This window comes from Faecalibacterium sp. OF04-11AC, assembly GCF_003460645.1.
Classification (GTDB): domain Bacteria; phylum Bacillota; class Clostridia; order Oscillospirales; family Ruminococcaceae; genus Faecalibacterium; species Faecalibacterium prausnitzii_I.
Genome location: NZ_QTVP01000016.1, coordinates 36,762 through 56,471, shown reverse-complemented (window position 1 = coordinate 56,471; position 19,710 = coordinate 36,762). Strand labels below are relative to the sequence as shown.

General features: G+C 57.9%; 18 protein-coding genes, 1 rRNA gene and 2 pseudogenes. 18 read left to right on the top strand and 3 right to left on the bottom strand.

Going from position 1 to position 19,710, the window contains the following annotated elements; all coding sequences use genetic code 11:
* The first annotated feature begins 159 nt into the window (after nt 1–159).
* The 3 genes from rrf (at nt 160) to mcrC (ending at nt 3,632) form a co-directional block, all read left to right on the top strand.
* Nucleotides 160–276 (top strand): 5S ribosomal RNA (gene rrf / locus DXA70_RS09035).
* Nucleotides 277–432: 156 nt separating this feature from the next.
* Entirely contained in the window at nt 433–2,601 is a 2,169-nt protein-coding gene (locus DXA70_RS09030; RefSeq protein WP_128118264.1) for an AAA family ATPase, read from the top strand.
* Nucleotides 2,598–3,632, top strand: coding sequence for a 5-methylcytosine-specific restriction endonuclease system specificity protein McrC (gene mcrC / locus DXA70_RS09025; protein ID WP_128118263.1), 1,035 nt, complete (start codon nt 2,598–2,600; stop codon nt 3,630–3,632). Before DXA70_RS09030 ends, mcrC begins: the two co-directional genes overlap by 4 nt.
* A gap of 72 nt (nt 3,633–3,704) precedes the next feature.
* On the opposite strand, the gene DXA70_RS09020 is transcribed toward mcrC, so the two are convergent.
* Entirely contained in the window at nt 3,705–4,550 is an 846-nt protein-coding gene (locus DXA70_RS09020) for a DegV family protein (RefSeq protein ID WP_112115990.1), read from the bottom strand.
* A gap of 316 nt (nt 4,551–4,866) precedes the next feature.
* On the opposite strand from DXA70_RS09020, the gene DXA70_RS09015 reads away from it, so the two are divergent.
* A complete protein-coding gene (locus DXA70_RS09015) occupies nt 4,867–5,910 on the top strand; it encodes a Mur ligase family protein (protein WP_243001267.1) in 1,044 nt (347 codons plus the stop codon).
* Nucleotides 5,865–6,245 (top strand): cyanophycin synthetase, encoded by a 381-nt coding sequence (locus DXA70_RS14480; protein ID WP_243001266.1) that lies wholly within the window; start codon nt 5,865–5,867, stop codon nt 6,243–6,245. The genes DXA70_RS09015 and DXA70_RS14480 overlap by 46 nt, the downstream gene beginning before the upstream one ends.
* A gap of 50 nt (nt 6,246–6,295) precedes the next feature.
* On the opposite strand, the gene coaBC is transcribed toward DXA70_RS14480, so the two are convergent.
* Entirely contained in the window at nt 6,296–7,492 is a 1,197-nt protein-coding gene (gene coaBC, locus DXA70_RS09010; RefSeq protein ID WP_022256317.1) for a bifunctional phosphopantothenoylcysteine decarboxylase/phosphopantothenate--cysteine ligase CoaBC, read from the bottom strand.
* 150 nt (nt 7,493–7,642) lie between these two features.
* On the opposite strand from coaBC, the gene DXA70_RS09005 reads away from it, so the two are divergent.
* The 13 genes and pseudogenes from DXA70_RS09005 to DXA70_RS08945 all read left to right on the top strand — a co-directional run bounded on the left by DXA70_RS09005 (nt 7,643) and on the right by DXA70_RS08945 (nt 19,394).
* Nucleotides 7,643–8,545, top strand: a complete 903-nt coding sequence (locus DXA70_RS09005) for a type III pantothenate kinase (RefSeq protein ID WP_243001265.1) — start codon at nt 7,643–7,645, stop codon at nt 8,543–8,545.
* 5 nt (nt 8,546–8,550) lie between these two features.
* Nucleotides 8,551–9,546: a Gfo/Idh/MocA family oxidoreductase gene (locus DXA70_RS09000; protein WP_278321327.1), complete on the top strand. Its 996-nt coding sequence runs from the start codon at nt 8,551–8,553 to the stop codon at nt 9,544–9,546.
* Between the two features lie 133 nt (nt 9,547–9,679).
* A complete protein-coding gene (locus DXA70_RS08995) occupies nt 9,680–10,282 on the top strand; it encodes an ECF transporter S component (protein WP_128118262.1) in 603 nt (200 codons plus the stop codon).
* 308 nt (nt 10,283–10,590) lie between these two features.
* On the top strand, nt 10,591–11,025 hold the full coding sequence (locus DXA70_RS08990) for a hypothetical protein (protein WP_128118261.1): 435 nt from the start codon (nt 10,591–10,593) through the stop codon (nt 11,023–11,025).
* Nucleotides 11,026–11,156: 131 nt separating this feature from the next.
* Nucleotides 11,157–11,954 (top strand): NAD(P)-dependent oxidoreductase, encoded by a 798-nt coding sequence (locus tag DXA70_RS08985; RefSeq protein ID WP_243001264.1) that lies wholly within the window; start codon nt 11,157–11,159, stop codon nt 11,952–11,954.
* A pseudogene (locus DXA70_RS08980) lies at nt 11,951–12,576 on the top strand (dipicolinate synthase subunit B). The gene DXA70_RS08985 and the pseudogene DXA70_RS08980 overlap by 4 nt, the downstream one beginning before the upstream one ends.
* 32 nt (nt 12,577–12,608) lie before the next feature.
* Nucleotides 12,609–13,916, top strand: coding sequence for a serine hydrolase (locus DXA70_RS08975; protein WP_022256324.1), 1,308 nt, complete (start codon nt 12,609–12,611; stop codon nt 13,914–13,916).
* Between the two features lie 260 nt (nt 13,917–14,176).
* Nucleotides 14,177–14,742 (top strand): annotated as a pseudogene (rfbC, locus tag DXA70_RS08970) (dTDP-4-dehydrorhamnose 3,5-epimerase).
* Between the two features lie 6 nt (nt 14,743–14,748).
* Nucleotides 14,749–15,558 carry an ABC transporter permease gene (locus tag DXA70_RS08965; protein WP_243001263.1) on the top strand — a complete coding sequence of 270 codons (810 nt, stop codon included), beginning with the start codon at nt 14,749–14,751 and terminating at the stop codon, nt 15,556–15,558.
* A 12-nt stretch (nt 15,559–15,570) separates the two neighbouring features.
* A complete protein-coding gene (locus DXA70_RS08960) occupies nt 15,571–16,314 on the top strand; it encodes an ABC transporter ATP-binding protein (protein ID WP_022256327.1) in 744 nt (247 codons plus the stop codon).
* A gap of 3 nt (nt 16,315–16,317) precedes the next feature.
* Nucleotides 16,318–18,195 (top strand): glycosyltransferase family 2 protein, encoded by a 1,878-nt coding sequence (locus DXA70_RS08955; protein WP_128118260.1) that lies wholly within the window; start codon nt 16,318–16,320, stop codon nt 18,193–18,195.
* Between the two features lie 4 nt (nt 18,196–18,199).
* Nucleotides 18,200–18,736 carry a DUF5662 family protein gene (locus tag DXA70_RS08950; protein WP_022256329.1) on the top strand — a complete coding sequence of 179 codons (537 nt, stop codon included), beginning with the start codon at nt 18,200–18,202 and terminating at the stop codon, nt 18,734–18,736.
* 175 nt (nt 18,737–18,911) lie between these two features.
* Complete coding sequence (locus DXA70_RS08945; protein ID WP_128118259.1) at nt 18,912–19,394, top strand: hypothetical protein; 483 nt, start codon at nt 18,912–18,914, stop codon at nt 19,392–19,394.
* A gap of 74 nt (nt 19,395–19,468) precedes the next feature.
* On the opposite strand, the gene DXA70_RS15090 is transcribed toward DXA70_RS08945, so the two are convergent.
* Nucleotides 19,469–19,594 (bottom strand): hypothetical protein, encoded by a 126-nt coding sequence (locus DXA70_RS15090; RefSeq protein ID WP_022256331.1) that lies wholly within the window; start codon nt 19,592–19,594, stop codon nt 19,469–19,471.
* Nucleotides 19,595–19,710: the final 116 nt, after the last annotated feature.

Genomic DNA, 19,710 nt, shown 5'->3' with positions numbered 1-19,710 from the left:
AAGAGTGTACTAATAGATCGAGGGCTTGACCACAATTCGCTTGAGACTCTCAAGAGTCAACGAAAAAATGTGAGCAGTGATTATTCAGTTTTGAAGGCACGTCCTTCTAGAAATACTGGACAAAGATAGCACGATGTGTTATACTTGGTCAGTCATATGGTCGGTGACGATGACGGTGAGGTTCCACCTGTTCCCATTCCGAACACAGAAGTTAAGCTCACTCGTGCCCAAGATAGTTCGCTGGAAACGGCGCGTGAAAATAGGTAGTCGCCGACTTGATCAAAAGCCCTCGAGGATCTTCCTCGAGGGCTTTGCTTTTGCAGGGAAACGCTCTGAGAGAAATCTTGGGGCGTTTTTTTGTTGTGTCTGCGGATTGTGGAAAAACCAGAGTGCGGGTATAATAAAGAAAATGCATGAAAAGGGGACGTTGAAATGGCACAATATGAGTGGATTCCGCTTTATAAAGAAATTGCGCAGAAGCTACTGCAATTTTACGGCGACCGCAGGCCGTTGGTTCAGTTAGTCAATGATATCTTTGCGGAGACCGGGCTCAATATGCCAAAGCTGGAACAGAACAGCCAACTGGTAGATATCGACCCCTTTACGGTGTTCGGGCTTTTTAATAAGAGCTCCATGCGGGAAGACAAGCGCCGAAAAATCTTGGCGGCTTTGTTGCAGAAGCTGGAAATTTCAGCAGACCTGCCCGCAAATTTTGATGGCATTCCGGTGCTGAACAATCAGAATGCAACATTTTATTATTTCCTCCCGGGGCGGGGGAAAGATGACATTGAAGACCTGTGGATATTCTACACAGGGGCTATGCGCTATGCAGTGGAAAAATCAGAATGCAGCAAAAGCTGTGTAGCCAAGAGTTTTGATGTTGTAGTCAACAAAAAGGGGAATGGCAACAGCAAAATTACCATGGGGCTTTACTGGATCGCGCCGGATGTTTACTTAAATCTGGACAGCCGGAACGAATGGTATTTGTATGAATCCGGAAAGATGCCGCAGGAGCTGGTGGCCGTGCTGCCCAAAATCGACGGGAAAATGAGCGCAGAGCAATATTTTGAAATTGCGGATAAAGTGCAGAGCTATCTGGAAAGTGGAAAATGCCCGCAGCATAATTTTGCAGAGCTGTCTACAGAGGCATGGCGTTATTCTCAGCAGGTAAATGAAGAGAAAAAGACTGCGGGAGATGCGCCGCTGCAAGCTGTAATGGAGCCTACTGCCATGCCGGACGAAAATGTTGATACGGTTCATTATTGGCTTTACGCGCCCGGAAATGGAGCGGACAAGTGGGAGGAGTTCTATCAAAAAGGCATTATGGCCATTGGCTGGGGTGAAATTGGCGATTTAAAGCAATTTGCCTCCAAAGAGGCGATGAAAGAGCGGATGAAAGCGGTCTATGGCCAGAATCTCTCCTATCGGAATGCTGCCCATGCGACCTGGCAGTTTGCCAACGAGATGAAGCCGGGCGATATTGTTTTTGTCAAAAAGGGGCGGAACCAGATCATTGGCCGTGGTGTGGTCGAGTCGGCGTATCGTTTTGATGCAAGCCGGACGGATACCTATAACAACATCCGCGATGTAAAATGGACGCATCACGGAGAATGGCAGCACCCGGGGCAGGCGGTGCTGAAAACGTTGACGGATGTGACGTCCTATACCGAATATGTGGAAAAGCTGAATGCCCTGTTTGCAGATGACCTGAATGACGAACCAGAAGAAGTGGAAAAGACTTACCCGCCGTATGGAGAAGACGACTTTTTACAGGATGTTTTCATGCAGCAGGAAGATTACGAAAAACTGGTCGATATTCTGAAAATCAAGAAGAATATTATCTTGCAGGGCGCTCCGGGTGTGGGCAAGACCTATGCCGCAAAGCGGCTGGCTTACTCTATCATGGGAGAAAAAGACGTCGAGCGTGTGATGATGGTCCAGTTCCACCAGAGCTACTCCTATGAGGATTTTATCATGGGATACCGCCCGACGGCCACAGGCTTTGAACTGAAAAAGGGAGTATTCTACAATTTCTGCAAAAAAGCAGAAATCGATACAGACCGGGCTTATTTCTTCATCATTGACGAGATCAACCGTGGAAATCTGAGCAAGATTTTTGGCGAGCTGTTTATGCTGATCGAGAACGACAAGCGCGGCATTCCGCTGCAGTTGTTGTACGCAGACGAAAAATTCTCGGTGCCACGGAATGCTTACCTGATCGGTATGATGAATACGGCGGACCGGAGCCTTGCCATGCTGGATTATGCGCTTCGCCGTCGGTTTGCATTTGTTGATCTGAAGCCGGGCTTTGAGACCGAGGGCTTCCGGGCCTATCAGGAAGAGTTGCAGAGCGATGCATTTGACCGGTTGATCGCCTGTGTGCTGCGGCTGAATGCGGCCATTGCAGCGGACGAATCGCTTGGCGAGGGCTTTTGCATCGGACACAGCTATTTCTGCAACCGGACAAAAGAAACGACCGATGCAGAACACTTGAATGCCATCGTGGAGTATGAGCTGATCCCCCTGCTACGGGAATACTGGTTTGATGAGCCGGAAAAAGTACGCGACTGGGCCGGAAAATTGAGGAGTGCAATTCGGTGATACCGATTCAGAATATTTATTACATGCTGTCCTACGCGTTTCAGGTGCTGCAAGAGCAGGGCTACCGGAGTGTGGCAGCGGAGAACTTTCAGAATACGGCGGACCTCTGTGCCGCAATTCTGGAAAAGGGTGTTTCCTCTCAGCTCAAGCGTGGACTGGGCAGAGAATACCGGGAAAAAACGGAACCACTGGCAAGCCCACGGGGCAAACTGGACCTCACCGCATCCATCAAAGACCAGACCATCCGGAACAAACAGCTGGTATGCACCTACGATGAATTTTCGGTGGATACGGAGATGAACCGCATTTTGAAAGCGACCTTGCGCCTGCTGCTGCGTGCGGATGTTTCCCGTGAGCGGAAAAAGAAGCTGCGAAAGCTGCTACTCTACTTTGGAGATGTCAGCGAAGTGCGGGTGACGGCGATCCAGTGGCATCTGCGGTTTGACCGGAGCAACCAGACCTACCGGATGCTGATGGCGGTCTGCTATCTGGTCATAAAGGGGCTGCTGCAGACGCAGACCGGTGGGACGATGCGGGTGATGGATTTTCTGGATGAACAGCGGATGTGCCACCTGTACGAAAAATTCATCCTCTCATTTTACAAAAAAGAGTTTCCGGAGCTGCACGCGGCAGCCTCTCAGGTGGCATGGGACCTGGACGACGAGCAGGATGAGTTTCTGCCCATCATGCAGAGTGACATCACCCTCTCCAAAGGGGAGAAAGTCCTTATCATCGACGCAAAATATTATGCCCACACCATGCAGACCCAGTACGATGTCCACACGCTCCATTCGGGCAACCTCTACCAGATCTTCACCTATGTGAAAAACCGGGACAGCAGCTATGGGAACGTCCCGCATGAAGTCTCAGGAATGCTGCTGTATGCGAGAACAGATGAGGAATTTCCGCTGCCATCTAGGACTTACCGGATGAGCGGGAATAAGATCGCAGTGCGGACGCTGGACCTGAACTGCGATTTTGCGGTGATCCGGCAGCAATTACAGATGATCGCAGAAGAATATTTCGCTTAAGACACAAACCGGCCCCGCAGTATGGAAATTTTTCCACACGGCGGGGCCGTTCCTGTTTAAAACTTTTCTGCTTTAATTCTTGGTGGCAAACACGATGCCGATGGTGCCCGGGCCGGAGTAGCCGCCAATGGTGGTGCCAATGTCCGTCTCGTAGACCTGCTCAAATTTGCCGTATTTTTTCAGGCCGGCTTTCACGGCCTCCATGCAGCCGGGCTTGGGCTGGCAGGAGGAGATGAACACCATGCTGGTGTCGATGTCGTCCCGGCCGTCCAGCTGGTCGGTGATGTACTTGCCCACGCAGATGGGCAGGCTGCCACGGTACTTTTTCATCACTTTCAGTTCACCGCCCACCACGGCCAAGCTGGGCTTGATGCCCAGAATGTTGGCGCCAAAGGCCAGCACGCCGGAGCAGCGGCCGCTCTTGGCCATATAGTCCAGCTGGTTGAGTACAAAGCTCAGCTGCACCCGCTTGGCGAGGTTCTGCAGCCGCATGGTGATATTGCGGGGCAGCAGGCCATCGGCGGCCCACTTGGCGGCCTGCAAGACCAGATAGCCCTGCCCGGTGCAGATGTTCTGGCTGTCAACAACGGAGACATTCTCAAACTGCTGGGCGGCCAGGCAGGCGTTCTGGTAGCAGGACGAAAGCTTGGAGCTGACCGAGATGTGAATGACAGCGTCATACTCTTTGGCAAAAGGGTCAAAAAAATCCGCATACTCCACCAGATTGGCGGCGGCGGATTTGGGCATTTTGCCGCCGTTCTGCACATGGGCAAATACATCGGCGGGGCGGATGCTCACGCCGTCCAGATAGCTCTCCTCGCCCATGAGAATATGCATGGGCATGAGCGAAATGTTCCACTCCTGCAGCAGCGCCCCGGACAAATCACAGGTGCTGTCAGCGGTGATCTTAATGTTCAATGGGGTTCTCCTCTTTTCCGGCCGGGGCGCCGCCACGGCAAAATAGAAAAATATCTTACCCTAGTATATCACAGATTGCTCAGGATTGTTAGCTAATGAATGTAAATCTTTTATGAAGTGCCGGAAAAAACAGCCCGGTTTTGCGGTTTCTGTACAGTTATCACAAAAGAATGGCCGATTTTATGGTTCTTTCCGAAAATTCGCTCGGAAGTGTTTATTTTGTCTTCTAAAAATTATATAATATGGTATGTACCCTGAATATTAAGATGGATGCGGTCTGCCTTGCGGCCGTTTTATTTATTGGAGGTTGCCTTTTATGTTCATTACCGATTACAACCAGCACCTGCTGGACAATGTAAAAAAGATCCACTTCATCGGCTGCGGCGGCAGCGGCATGTACCCGCTGATCCAGATCCTGGCCGCCAAGGGCTATGAGATCTCAGGCAGCGATGTGCTGGACGGCAGCATCATCCGCTCGGAGCGGGAGATGGGAGTCAAGGTCTCGCTGGGCCACAGTGCGGACAATGTGATCGGCGTGGACATGGTGGTGTACTCCGCCGCCATTGCAAAGGACAACGTGGAGCTGAACGCCGCTTCCTCCTACGGCATCCCCACCATTGAGCGCAGCGTGCTGCTGGGCTACGTGAGCCGCCTGTACAGGGAGAGCATCTGCGTTTCCGGTACCCACGGCAAGACCACGACCACTTCTATGATCACCACGGCGCTGGAGCTGGCGGGCAGGGATCCCTCCGCGGTCATCGGCGGCAAGCTGCCCCTCATCCACGGCTACGGCAAGGCCGGCAAGGGCGACGACATCGTCATTGAGGCCTGCGAGTTTGCAGAGACGTTCCTCAAGCTGACCCCCTACCTCTCTGTGGTGCTGAACATCGACAATGACCACCTGGATTATTACGGCAGCATGGGCGAGCTGAAGTTTGCGTTCAAGCGCTTTGCCCTGATGACCCAGTTCATGATCTTCGCCAACGCGGACGACAAGAACACCATGGACGTCATGTACACGCTGGACCGCCGCGTGCGCACCTTTGGCATTGAGAACGATGGCGATTATCAGGCCATCAACGTGCAGGAATACAAGCCCGGCTTCTTTGAGTTCGACCTCAAGGAGTGGAGCAAGGTCACGGGCCATATCCGTCTGGCCGTGCCGGGCCGCCACAACATCTACAACGCGCTGGCCATGTGCGCCGTCTGCCGCTTTGCGGGCCTGACCGTGGAGCAGTGCGCCGAGCTGCCGCCAGCTTCAAGGGCGCGGGCCGCCGCTTTGAGGTCTACGGCGAGTGCAACGGCGCGGTGGTTGTGGACGATTACGCACACCACCCCACCGAGCTCCGCGCGACCCTGAACACCGCCAAGGAGCTGGGGTACAAGCGGCTCATCGCCGTCCACCAGCCGTTTACATACAGCCGCACCAAGATGCTGTTCAACGACTTTGTGGATGTGCTCAAGATCCCCGATATCGCGGTCATCACCCCCATTATGGGCAGCCGCGAGCCCAACGACCCCACCATCACCAGCGCGAAGCTGGCGGCACAGATCCCCGGTTCCGTGCTGGTCAACAGCCTGGAAGAGGCTGCCGACTGGGTGAAGCAGAACGCCCGCGAGGGAGATCTGGTCATCACACTGGGCTGCGGTGATATCTATAAGGCCAGCAAGATGATGGTGGCCGGCAACCAGTAAACGGACATAAAAAATACGCCTTGCAGACGCAAGGCGTATTTTTTTATGTCTCAGTGGCCGCGGCGCTTTAAAATTTCGTCCAGGATGGCGTCTGCCACGTCGGCTTTGCTCATCAGGGGCAGCTCCCGGGTGCCGTCCGGGGTGATGAACGTGACCACGTTGGTGTCCACGCCGAACCCGGCACCGGAGACCTTGAGGTTGTTCGCCACCACCATGTCCAGATTCTTCTTTTTCAGCTTGGCGGCGGAATTCTCTACCATGTCGCGGGTCTCCATGGAGAAGCCGCAGAGGAACTGCTTGGTCTTCCGGGGGCCGATGGTGCCCAGAATGTCGGCGGTGCGCTCCACGGGGATGGAGAGGTCGCCGTCCTTTTTCTTGATCTTATCGTCGGCCACGGTGGCGGGGCGGTAATCGGCCACGGCAGCGGCCATCACAAGGATGTCCATGTCCGCAAAGCGGCTGGTGACGGCCTCGTACATGTCCTGCGCCGTGGTGATGGGCACGTCCTCGGTGAACTTGACCGGGGGCAGGGCCGTGGGGCCGTGGATGAGGGTGACGTCCGCACCCCGCATGGCGGCGGCGCGGGCCACGGCATAGCCCATCTTGCCGGTGGAATGGTTGGTCAGGTAGCGCACGGGGTCCAGCGGCTCCTGGGTGGGGCCGGCGGTCACGGCAATGTGCAGGCCTGCCAGATCTTTGGGCTTGGCGATGGCGTGCAGGATGTGCTCAATGAGCACATCCTCCTTGGGCAGGCGGCCGCTGCCCACATCCTTGCAGGCCAGCAGGCCGCTCTCGGAGGGGATGACCGCAAAGCCGTAGTGCTCCAGCGTCTTGAGGTTGTCCTGGGTGATGGGATTTTCCAGCATCCCGGTGTTCATGGCCGGGGAGACCAGCTTGGGGCACTTGGCGGCCAGCACCACGGTGGTGAGCATGTCGTCGGCAATGCCGTGAGCCATCTTGGCAATGACATTGGCCGTGGCCGGGGCCACCAGAATGACGTCGGCTTTCTTGGCCAGCGAGATGTGGGTGACTTCAAACTTGAAATCGCGGTCAAAGGTGTCCACCATGCACTTGTGGCCCGTCAGGGTCTCAAAGGTGAGGGGCGTGATGAACTGGGTGGCGTTCCGGGTCATGATGACTTCCACGTCGGCCCCCAGCTTTTTGAGTGCGCTGGCCACGTTTGCCATTTTATAGGCGGCAATGCCGCCGCTGACGCCCAAAAGGACGCATTTTCCGTGCAGATCCATCCAAAAAACCTCCTGTGTTTTGGGATTCCTCTCCTTAGTATAATGCAAAAGTTCCGCCAGCACAACAAAATCTTTGCATGGGCTTGTATCTTGCGGGAAAATGCGGTAAAATAACTTGAATTAAAAACCCTTGCTGAATGAGGTTTCAATATGATTCTTGCCATTGATATAGGCAACACCACCGTCGCCCTGGGGGGCATCAAGGACGGACGTGTATGCTTTGTGGCCCACATGGACACGGTACGCACCCGCACGGCGGCGGAGTACCGTGCCGAAATGGAGAAAGTGTTTTCCCACCGCCGCCACCCGGAGCGGCCCGTCCGGTTTGAGGGGGCCGTGCTGACCAGTGTCGTGCCCCAGATCACGGGGGCGCTGGCCGAGTGTGCCCGCCACTACACGGGCAAAAAGCCCGTCATCGTCTCGCCGGAGATCCGCACCGGGCTGACCATGGGGGTGCCCGACCCCCACGCCGTGGGCAAGGACCGCATTGTGGACGCGGCCTACGCGGCGGCCAATTTCCCGCTGCCGGTGATCACTGTCGATCTGGGCACCGCCACCACCTTTAATGTGGTGGACGAGAACCGGGTGTTCCGGGGCGGCGTTATCTGCCCGGGGCTCTCCACGGGCCTGCGGGCACTGGGGGAGCGCTGCGCCCAGCTGCCGCAGGTGCATCTCTCCTCGCCCAAAAACGCCATCGGCACCAACACCGAGAGCTGCATGCTCTCCGGCTCGGTGCTGGGCACGGCGGTGCTGCTGGACGGTATCACCGCTCGTATTGAGGAGGAGCTGGGCCGCCCGGCCACGCTGGTGGTCACCGGCGGGCTGGCAAAGTATGTCACCCCCCTCTGCCGCCACCCGCTGACCTATGACCCCGAGCTGCTGCTCAAGGGGCTGGCGCTGCTCTACCAGCTCAACGCGCCCCAGCAGCACCATCACCCCGCCGGAGGCGCAAGCCTCACGGGCAGAACTTCCGCCGCCATCGGCCATTCCGCCGGGAGCGGCACGAGACGGAGGCCAAGGCGGGCTGACACGAGCAAACAGGATAGGAACTAGGAAGAATGGAACAGAAGATGAAGCTTGGCATCCTGGGCACCGGGATGATCGTCAAGGAGTTTTTGCCCTGGCTGGCCGGGGCGGACTCGCCGTTTCAGGTGCAGGCGCTGTGCAGCACCCAGCGGAGCGCGCCGCTGGCGGCGGAGCTCTGCGCCCGGTACCATGTGCCCCAGTGCACCACCAACTACCTGGAGCTGCTGCAGTGGGTGGATGTGGTCTATCTGGCCGTCCCCAATTTGCAGCACACCCGCTATGCCAAAGTGGCGCTGGAAGCGGGCAAGCATGTCATTGTGGAAAAGCCCATGGCCCCCACGGCGGCCCAGACCGAAGAGCTGGCCGCCCTCTCCCGCCACAAACGGGTCTTCCTCTTTGAGGCGCTGACCACCCAGTATCTGGAAAACTATAATAAGATCCGGGAGCTGCTGCCCCGCATTGGCACGGTGAAGCTGGTGCAGTGCAATTTCAGCCAATATTCCAGCCGGTACGATGCGTTCTGTGCGGGGCAGGTGGCCCCGTCGTTTGATCCCAACTGCGCCGGCGGTGCCCTCATGGACCTGAATGTCTACAACATCAGCTACATCGTGGGCCTGTTCGGGGAGCCCAACCGGGTGAACTACGCGGCCAACATCGACCACGGCATTGACACCAGCGGCATCCTGACCATGGATTACAGCGGCTTCAAGGCCGTGAGCATGGCGGCAAAAGACTGCGGGGCCCCGGCCCGGTATGTCATTCAGGGCACCAAGGGCTATCTGCTGCAGAAATCCACGGCCAACTACTGCGGCGGCCTGACGCTGCACCTCAACGACGGCAAAGAGGAACACTACAACCTCAACGGCGGCCGCCCCCGGCTGGCCGCGGAGTTTGAGGCCTTTGCCCGCGCCATTGAGGGCGGCGACCAGGAGCTGTGCAGCCGGATGCTGGATACCTCCATTGCCGTCAGCCGGGTGCTGACCGCCGCCCGCCGCTCGGCAGGCATCCGCTTCCCGTGTGATCCATAAGTTATCTCCCTTTGGAACGTTCCCTGACAAAGCATTCCAAAGTAAAATAGAAAAACGGCCCCGCACCTTTTGCGGGCAGGTTTGCGCCGTATCCGACATCTAGGGCGGAACGGCAGCAGGAGGAAATATTTTTATGAAAAAGAATAACGATCTTCGTACTCTCACCCGGCTGGCACTGCTGGTCGCCATTGAGCTGGTCATGAAAGCCGTCGGCCTGGGCAGCGTGCCCATGGGCCCGCTTTACATGAGCTTCCTGACGCTCCCCATCGCCGTGGGTGCCATCACCATGGGCCCGGCGGCGGGTGCCATCCTGGGCGGCGTGTTCGGCGCGGTGAGCTTCTATGACGCTGTCACCGGCGCTTCGGCCATGACGGGCGCCCTGTTCCAGGTGAGCCCTGTCAACACGTTCATCCTCTGCGTGGGAATGCGTGTGCTGATGGGCCTGTGCGTGGGCCTCGTCTTCAACGGCCTCAAGCGGTTCGACAAGCCCGGCACCTGGAGCTACATCGTTTCCGCCATGTGCGCTCCCGGCCTCAACACCCTGTTCTTCATGGGCTACATCGTGCTGGCATTCTACGGCTGCGATTACATCCAGAACATCGTGGCTGCCAAGGGCGCGGCCAACCCGTTCATGTTCGTGGTGCTGCTGGTCGGCGTGCAGGGTATGATGGAGTTCCTCGTCTCCGGCATTCTGGGCGGCATCGTGGCCCGCGCGGTGGCAAAGTTCCTGAAGTAATCTCCCGGCGTGCGCACAGTCAGGGACGCCCCGAGAGATCAGATAAAAAACCCAATAAAATCGCAGGCTCCTCCGGCGTTTTGCCGGGGGAGCTTTTTGCGTGTGTCCGTGCGGAAAATGCCTTGGCGGCCCCGGGGCGAAACTGGTCATATCGCTGTTTTCTCACCGTACCGATTGGTAAAAATGATGAAAACGCAGTGAAATCTTGACAATTGCCACAAAAAGGGGTATGCTGAATTTAACATAGCAAACTGCCCGCACAAGGCGGGCCGTTTCTGGGGAACTATCTGATTACGGAGGATACAACAATGAAAGCATTTAAGAAATTGATGGCCGCTGCCCTCGTTTGCGTTATGGCTCTGACCATGCTGACTGGCTGCGCAGTGAGCGACAACCTGGTTGAGAAAGCTCTGGTCAACAAGCTGAACGCTGTCAGCGCTGTCTCTTACAAGCACAAGACCGATCTGGACGACGAGGCCAAGAAGGCTTGGGACGAGAACAAGGATAAGAAGGAAAGCAGCGGCATCATCACTATTAGCAATGTCGTTTACAACTATGTGATCGTCAAAAAGCCCAGCGATGCAACCAAGGAAAACAGCTGGGGCGATAAGGCTAAGAAGGCTGATGTCGTTCTGTCTACCTCTGCGAAGAACAGCGACAAGAAGATTGAGATCGGTGTCAAGGTTGTTGGCGACGATTATGTTGCTATTGTTGCTAAGGCAGCTACTAAGGCAGCAAAGTAATCAATCCACTAAAAATTGCATATTTGCCCCGGAGTGAGCCTTACGGCCCCGCTCCGGGGCTTTTTGTTTGCGTCCGTCACCCTCCTCCCTACCTGTGCATAGAATGGCGCAGGCTTTGGGGAGGAGGGCTTTTGGATGGAACGACAAAAACGCTTTGCGGTGATCGGCAGCGATGCCCGGCAGCTGGCGGCAGGCCGGGCGCTGGCCCGGGCGGGGTATGCGGTGGAGGGGCCGGAAGAGATCGCGCTGGCAGACTATATCCTGCTGCCGTTGCCGCTGGACGCGGCCCGCACCCCGCTGGCGGAGCTGCTGCGGGCGGCACGCCCGGGGCGCTGGCGCTGGGCGGGATGCTCTCGGAAGAAGCAAAGGCCATTGCGGCGGAAGCCGGGGTGGAGCTGGTGGATTACTTTGCCCGGGAGGAGCTGGCCATCCGCAACGCCATCCCCACGGCGGAGGGGTGCATCGGCGTTTTGCTGGCCCAGCGCAAACGCACCCTGTGGGGCAGCGCGGTCCTGCTGCTGGGATTTGGCCCGGTGGGGCAGGCGGTTGGCACCCGGCTGGCGGCATTGGGGGCGCATGTGACAGTGGCAGCCCGCCGCCCGGCCCAGCGGGCACAGGCGGAAAGCCTGGGGATGCAGGGGGCAGAGCTGGCCCGGCTGGCCCGGCTGGCCCCGGCCTTTGACACGGTGGTGAATACCATCCCGGCGCAGGTGCTCACGGCTCCGGTGCTGGCCCGGCTGCGGCCCGGGAGCCTGATCGTGGATCTGGCTTCCCGCCCCGGTGGGACGGATTTTGATGCCGCCGCCCGCTGCGGCCACAAGGCCATCCATGCATTGAGCCTGCCCGCTGCCTGCGCGCCGGAAACAGCCGGGGAGATCGTGGCCCGGACGGTATGTGAGATGCTGCGCGAAAGGGAGGGAGCACGATGAACGAGAAACGACGCTGTGCCTTTGCGGTCTGCGGCAGCTTCTGCACGCTGGAGACCGCACTGGAACAGGTACGGGAACTGACGGCCCGGGGCTGGGAGCTGCTGCCCATCATGAGTTTTGCTGCCGCCCGGTGTGATACCCGGTTTGGCCGGGCAGAAGAATGGCGGCAGCGTCTGGAAGCCCTGACCGGGCACCCGGTGCTGGACAGTTTGCAGGCCGTGGAGCCTCTGGGCCCCAAAACATGGCCGAGGCGCTGGTGATCGCCCCCTGCACGGGCAGCACGCTGGCCCGGCTGGCGGCGGGCCTCTCGGACACGCCGGTGACGCTGGCGGCCAAGAGCCTGCTGCGGGTGGGGCGGCCGGTCGTGATCGCCGTCTCCACCAACGACGGGCTGGGGGCCTCGGGAGAAAACATTGCCCGGCTGTACCAGCGCAAGCACTATTACTTTGTGCCCTACGGCCAGGATGACCCGCAGGCAAAGCCGCAGAGCCTGAAAGCCCGGTTCGCCCTGCTGCCCGCCGCACTGGACGCGGCGCTGGAGGGGCGGCAGCTGCAGCCCGTTCTTTGCCCCGCCGCCGGGCACGGAATGTCTTTTCAGCAAGGGAAAAGTGTGGTATACTAAACAAAATAATTTTGAATTATGGAGTATACCAGATGAAAAAACAGATCGCCGTGCTTTGCACGGTGCTGCTCTGGGTCTGTGCGGTGTTTGCACCCATGGCGCGGGCCGCGGGCCCGGCGCTGTCGGCCACGGAGGCGTACTGCATCATCGACGCGGACACCGGCCTTGTGCTGGCCCAGCAGAATATGGACGAAGAGCTGCACCCGGCGTCCATCACCAAGGTGATGACGCTGGGCCTTGCCTGTGAGAAAGCCCAGGGCCAGTGGGACGGTGTGAGCCTGGAAGTGACCCACGAGGATGTCTATTCCCTCGCGGGGACGGATTCCAGCCACATTGCCCTGCAGGAGGGGGAGCATGTGCCCCTGACGGATGCCCTCTATGCCACCATGATGGCCAGCGCCAACGATGGCGCCAACCTGCTGTCCGAATATTTCGGGGATGGCACCATTGCGGGCGGCGTGGCGGCCATGAACGCCCAGGTGGCTGAACTGGGCCTCAAGCACACCCACTTTGCCAACCCCCACGGCATCAGCGATACCGACCACTATACCAGCTGCTATGATATGGCGCAGATCCTGCGCTGGGCCCTGACCCAGCCGGGGTTTGAGACGCTGTTTACCCGCAACGAGATGTATCCCATGAAGCCCACGGACATCCAGCCCAAAGAGCGGTATTTCCACCAGCAGGACAAAATGCGGGTGGGTTCCAGCCGGTATTACATCCCGGCCATTCAAGGCTCCAAGATCGGCTACACCAACATTGCCCGCTACAGCTATGTCTGCCTGGCGGAGCAGAACGGTGTCCGGCTCATCTGCGTCACCATGCAGAGCAACATCAAGACCGACAAGTACAACGATGTCCGCACCCTGCTGGATTACGCCTTTGCCCACTACACAAACTATACCGACATCCCGGCCCAGGGCCTGACCCGGGAGCTGACGGTGGCGGGAGGCGGTGCCCCGCTGGGCATGGTCACGGTGACCGACCCCGGCACCCGGCTGCTGTTGGCTGACGGCCTGACGGCAGGGGATGTGTCCGTGACGCTGGAGCTGCCGGAACAGTATGTCTTGGGCACCAGCCCGGCGGTGTACGCCGTGTATACCGTCAACGGGCAGGACAAGCAGGAGTCCGCCAGCGTCCGGGTGCCGGCCACGATTACGGGACTGGAGGAGCTATTGGAGCGGAACACCGGTGTCCAGCTGGGCAGCGGCACCCGCAGCCCCGGCAAGACCGCGGGCCTGCTCATCGGCATCTCGCTGGGGTGCACGGTGCTGGCGGCGGGAGTTGCATTTGTTGTGGTAAGGCTCCGCTCGAAAGCGAAGAAAAAATCGAGGCACTGACCCTCTTTGCCAAGGGCTCCCCTACAAGGGGAGCTGTCGCGTAAGCGACTGAGAGGTTGTATGACATCCGCATATGGACAAGGCGGTGCTTTGTCCAACCTCTCCGTCATTGCTTTGCAATGCCACCTCTCCTAGTAGGAGAGGCTTTGGCAATCCACGCAACGTCTTTTCTAACACTGCGCAAAAGCCATTCCGGCTTTTCCAAATAAAAAAACAAAATGTCAAAAACAATAACGAAAAAACAGAGAGGAAAATGAAAAATGGGTAAATTTACGTTTACGGAAACTGAGATCCCCGGTGTTGTGGTCATTGAGCCGCAGGTGTTTGGCGATGACCGCGGTTATTTTATGGAGACCTATCAGAAAGACCAGTTTGCTGCTGCCGGGATTGATAAGGAGTTTGTGCAGGACAACCAGAGCCGCTCTACCCGCGGCGTGCTGCGCGGCCTGCATTTCCAGAAGAACCACACCCAGGGCAAGCTGGTCCGCGTGACCAAGGGTGAAGTCTACGACGTGGCCGTGGACTGCCGCCCCCACAGCGCGACCTTTGGCAAGTGGGTGGGCGTGACCCTGAGCGAGGAGAACAAGAAGATGTTCTATATCCCGGAGGCTTTGCCCACGGCTTCCTCGTGCTGAGCGACGTGGCGGAGTTCTGCTATAAGTGCACCGATGTCTACGACCCCACCAGCGAGGGCGGCATCCCCTACGACGACCCCACCGTCAACGTGCAGTGGCCGGACTGCGGCTGCGAGCACAAGACCAGCGCGAAGGACAAGCTGCATGAGTCCTTTGCCTCCCAGAAGTTTGAATTCTTTGAAAAGTGGTGATCGCCCGTGGCAAAAATCAAGGGAATGTTCAACGGCTTCTGGCGCTACCGCTATCTGCTGTGGAATCTGGTCAGCCGTGATTTTAAGCTCAAGTACCGCCGCAGCGTGCTGGGCGTGGTGTGGAGCGTGCTCAACCCGCTGCTCATGTGCCTGGTGTACTGGGCCGTGTTCAGCAGCCTGATGGATATGCGCGGCAGCGGCATCGACAACTTCCCCGTTTTCCTGATGTGCGGCCAGCTGCTCTTCAACTTCTTCAACGAGGCCACCTCCTCCAGCATGTCCAGCGTGCTGTCGGCGGCCCCGCTGCTCAAAAAGGTGTATATCCCCAAGTATATCTTCCCGCTGGAAAAATGCTGCTTTGCCATGGTCAACTGCGTGTTCAGCTTTGTGGCGCTGGCACTGGTCATGGTGTTTACGGGCAGCCCCCTCCACTGGACCATTCTGGAAGTGATCTACCCGCTGGTGACGCTCTTCTTCTTCAGCCTGGGCGTGGGCCTGTTCCTGGCGGCGGCCACCGTCTTCTTCCGGGATATCATGCACATCTGGAGCGTGTTCATCACGGCGCTGCTCTACTTCTCCGCCATCTTCTATGACCCCACCCAGATGACGTTCTCCATCGGCGGGTTCAACATGCAGCAGATCATCAAGCTCAACCCCATGTACTGGTATATCACGGGCTTCCGCCGCACTCTGATGTGGGGCATCCCGCTGGATTTCAACATGCTGGCGGTGTGCGGCGTGTGCGCGCTGCTTTCCATGCTGGTGGGCGTGCAGATGTTCCGCAAAACGCAGGACCGCTTTGTGCTGCACATTTAAGGAGGGGAGAAAATGGAACCAATTATTAAAGTGGACAATGTTTCCATGTGCTTCAACCTCTCCACCGAAAAGCACGAGAGCCTGAAAGAGTATCTTCTGGCCATGGTGCAGGGGCGGCTGCAGTACGATGAATTTTATGCCCTGAAAGACGTCAGCCTGGACATCATGCCCGGCGATTTTTACGGCCTGGTGGGCCTGAACGGCTCGGGCAAATCCACCCTGCTCAAGACCATTGCAGGCGTGTACAAGCCCAGCAAGGGCAAAGTGACGGTCAACGGCACCATTGCCCCCCTCATTGAGCTGGGCGCGGGCTTTGATATGGACCTGACCGCCCGGGAGAACATCTACCTCAACGGTACGGTGCTGGGCTTCTCGCCCAAGTATCTGGACGAAAAGTTTGATGAGATCGTGGAGTTCAGCGAGCTGCAGAACTTTCTGGATGTGCCGCTCAAGAACTACTCCTCCGGCATGGTGGCCCGCATCGGCTTTGCCATTGCCACCATCACCAAACCCGACATCCTGATCGCGGACGAGGTGCTCTCGGTGGGCGATTTCCTCTTCCAGCAGAAATGCGAGAAGCGGATGAAAGAGCTGATGGCCGGCGGCACCACCGTCATTCTGGTGTCCCACTCCATTGAGCAGATCGAGCGGATGTGCAGCAAGGTGGCATGGCTGAGCCACGGCCACCTCAAGATGAACGGCGATACCATGACGGTCTGCAACGCGTACAAGGCCGTCCAGCGCGGCGAGGCATAAGGGATGAATTTGCGACTGAAACGCGCCAAAGAGCTGGCGGGCTATGCTGTCCAGCTGACCCGGGACGAGGGCCTTGGCACCATGATGGCGCGGGGGGCGGGCTTTGTCAAGCGCCGGTTCTTCGGCAAAAAAGCCCGCTACCTGCCCGCCAAAAAGGTACTGGAAGCCCAGCGGGCCGAGATGGCCGGAAAAACGTTCGAGGACTGCGGGCTTCCGACCATTTCCGTCCTCACCCCGCTGTATAATACCCCGGAAAATTACCTGCGGGAGTTTCTGGATTCGTTCGTGGACCAGACCGCCCCCAACGGGGAGCTCTGCCTTGCCGATGCCTCCGATGCCGCTCACAGCCGTGTCGGGGAGATCGTGCGGGAATATCAGGCAAAGAATCAACATATCGGATACAAAAAGATCGAAAACAAGGGCATTGCAGCCAATACCAACGCTGCTGCCGCCCTTGCCAGCGGGGAATATCTTGCTCTGGCTGACCACGACGACATCTTGGCTCCCCACGCCCTGTACGCCATGGGCAGGGCCATCCTGGACCTGAGGGCGCAGGGCAAACCGGACGGTTTTGTCTACAGCGACGAAGCTCTTTTCAACAAGAGCATCCAGTGGCCGCTGGTGGCCCACTTCAAGCCGGACTACGCGCCGGACTACCTGCTCTGCTGCAACTATATCTGCCATTTGGCCGTGTTCCGGCGGGCCTTATATGAGGAAGTGGGCGGCGAGCGCCCGGAGTGTGACGGCAGCCAGGACCATGATCTCTTCCTCCGCCTGATCGAAAAAGTGGGCGGCGCGGCCCATCTGCCCCAGGTGCTCTACTACTGGCGGGTCCATGCGGGCTCCACCTCCGGCGGCACCGACGCCAAGCCCTATGTGGCCAAGGCGGCCAAAAAGGCGCTGGCCGACCACCTGACCCGCACGGGCCGGGTGGGCACCGTCACCGATGGATTGTTCCCCAGCACCTACCGCGTCTTGTGGAAAATTGAGGGCGACCCGAAAGTCAGCATCCTCATCCCCAATAAGGACCACACCGACGACCTGGAAAAGTGCCTGCACAGCATCTGGAGCAAGACGGAATGGGACAATTACGAGGTCATCGTCATTGAGAACAACTCCACCGACCCGGCCACCTTTGCCTACTATGAAGAAGCACGGAAGCGGTACGATGGCCTGAAAGTGGTCACCTACCCGGAAAAGGGCTTCAACTTCTCGGGCATCAACAACTTTGGCCGGAAAGCGGCCAGCGGGGACTACCTGCTGCTGCTGAACAACGACGTGGAGGTGCGCAACGGCGACTGGCTCACCGAGCTGCTGCGCCAATGTGCCCACCCCGGCGGGGCGGCCATCTGCGGTGCCATGCTCTACTACCCGGACGAGACGCTCCAGCACGCGGGCGTGGTCACGGGGCTGGGCGGCTACGCGGGCCACAGCCACAAGTACAAGCAGGCGGGCGGCAGCGGCTATCTGTTCCGCGCCGCCACGGTGCAGGACTTCTCCGCCGTGACCGGTGCCTGCCTGCTGGTAAAAGCCAGTGTCTGGGACGAAGTCGGCGGGCTGGACGAAAAGTTCGCCGTGGCGTTCAACGATGTGGACTTCTGCCTGCGGGTGCGGGATGCGGGTTACCGCGTTGCCTGGACGCCCTACGCCCGGCTGACCCATTACGAGAGTAAGAGCCGCGGCGGTGACGAGAAAGACCCGGCCAAGGCGGCCCGCTTTGCCTCGGAGCAGCAGCGGCTGTATGCCATCCACGGCAAAGAGAAGATTCTGGACGACCCCTACTACAACCCCAGCCTCACCCGTGACCGGGAAGATTTCTCGGAGAGTGATGACCTGCGGAAGCTGAAAGAGGGGAGCCTGACCGTACGGTGGGGGGAGTGAGACCATGAACATCAAAGGGCATTTTGAGACCATTACCCGGCATAAGCTGCTGGTGATGAAATACTGCTTCGCCTGCGGGCTCTATGAGCAGGGCCTTGCCCACGACCTGAGCAAGTACAGCCCCACCGAGTTTATCCCGGGGTGCATCTACTATCAGGGCGACCACAGCCCCAACGAGGCGGAGCGGGAGGCCAGGGGCTACACCTCGGCCTGGCTCCACCACAAGGGCCGCAACAAGCATCATCTGGAATACTGGATCGACTACAGCACCACCAAGACCGGCCTGACCGGGATGAAGATCCCTCTCCGGTACGTCTGCGAGATGGTCTGCGACCGGGTAGCCGCCAGCCAGATCTATCTGGGCGACAAGTACACCGATGCCGCCGCCTGGAACTACTACGAGCACAGCAAGGACCACTACCTGCTCCACCCGGAGACCCGGGCCCTGCTGGAAAAGCTGCTCAAGATGGTGCGGGACATCGGACAGGAGCGGACCTTTGCGTATATGAAGTACCTGCTGGGGTGCGAAAAGGACTACTGAACGCCAGATTCTGCAAGCTCAAAAAGTTTCACCAAAATTTGTGCACACTCCCCATTGACAGGGACGGGGTGCACCGGTATCCTTAAAGTGGCTTGGAAGCTCTCGGAGCTTTGTGAAAAAGAAAAACAACGGAACCGAATCAGGCTTTTTTAACTTTATTTTAAGGAGGACAGAAATGATGAAACTGTTCAAAAAACTGCTGGCCGTCGCCATGGTGGCCGTGCTGGCACTGACGGTGCTGACCGGCTGCGATACAGGGACAACTGACCCGGATGCTGTTTACCCCGATGATGAGACAGAAAGTGTTGTTTATGCACTGAACAATGGTGCGGCAGCGGCAAATCAGCCCCAGTTGACCTACAGTGTGAAGTACAGCAAGATTACAAAGGAACTGCTGGATAATTACCTAGATAACTACGGCAATATCTCGAAGTACCCTGAAGAATATAAACGTATCACCGATGGGCTGGATAAGAACGTAAAAATCATCGTTGACGTGATTCCTGGTACAAACCCGGCGAAAAAGAGCGGCTTTAAATACGCGGAGCTGTATAAAGTGACCAACTATCACCTTGCGGAAAAAGTTGGCGTGGCGTTCAAGGATTCTTCCTCTGGCACCCGCTATTTGCTCATCTGCACGTTTGATGTGGAAGAGTAAGATCTAAAATCGCAAATCAAAAAGCCCCGGGACGGCAGATGCCGCTCCGGGGCTTTTGCTGTGTGTGTTGTGGGTTACTGCTCGTTGGTGTAGATCTGGATATAGCGCGGGGCGCTCTTGTCCTGTACGAACAGCAGAGCACCCGTCAGAGCGACGGCTAAGAACGTGAAAATGGCGAGCAGCGCTTTGAGAAATTTCATCGTTTCAGATCCTCCTTGGTGGATGAGTGGCGGAGCGGGGGACGTTCCGCAGGATGGTTTCCTTTAGTATAGCATATTCCGCACCGAAAGGCAAACTTGGCGATTCTTGTGGGTTT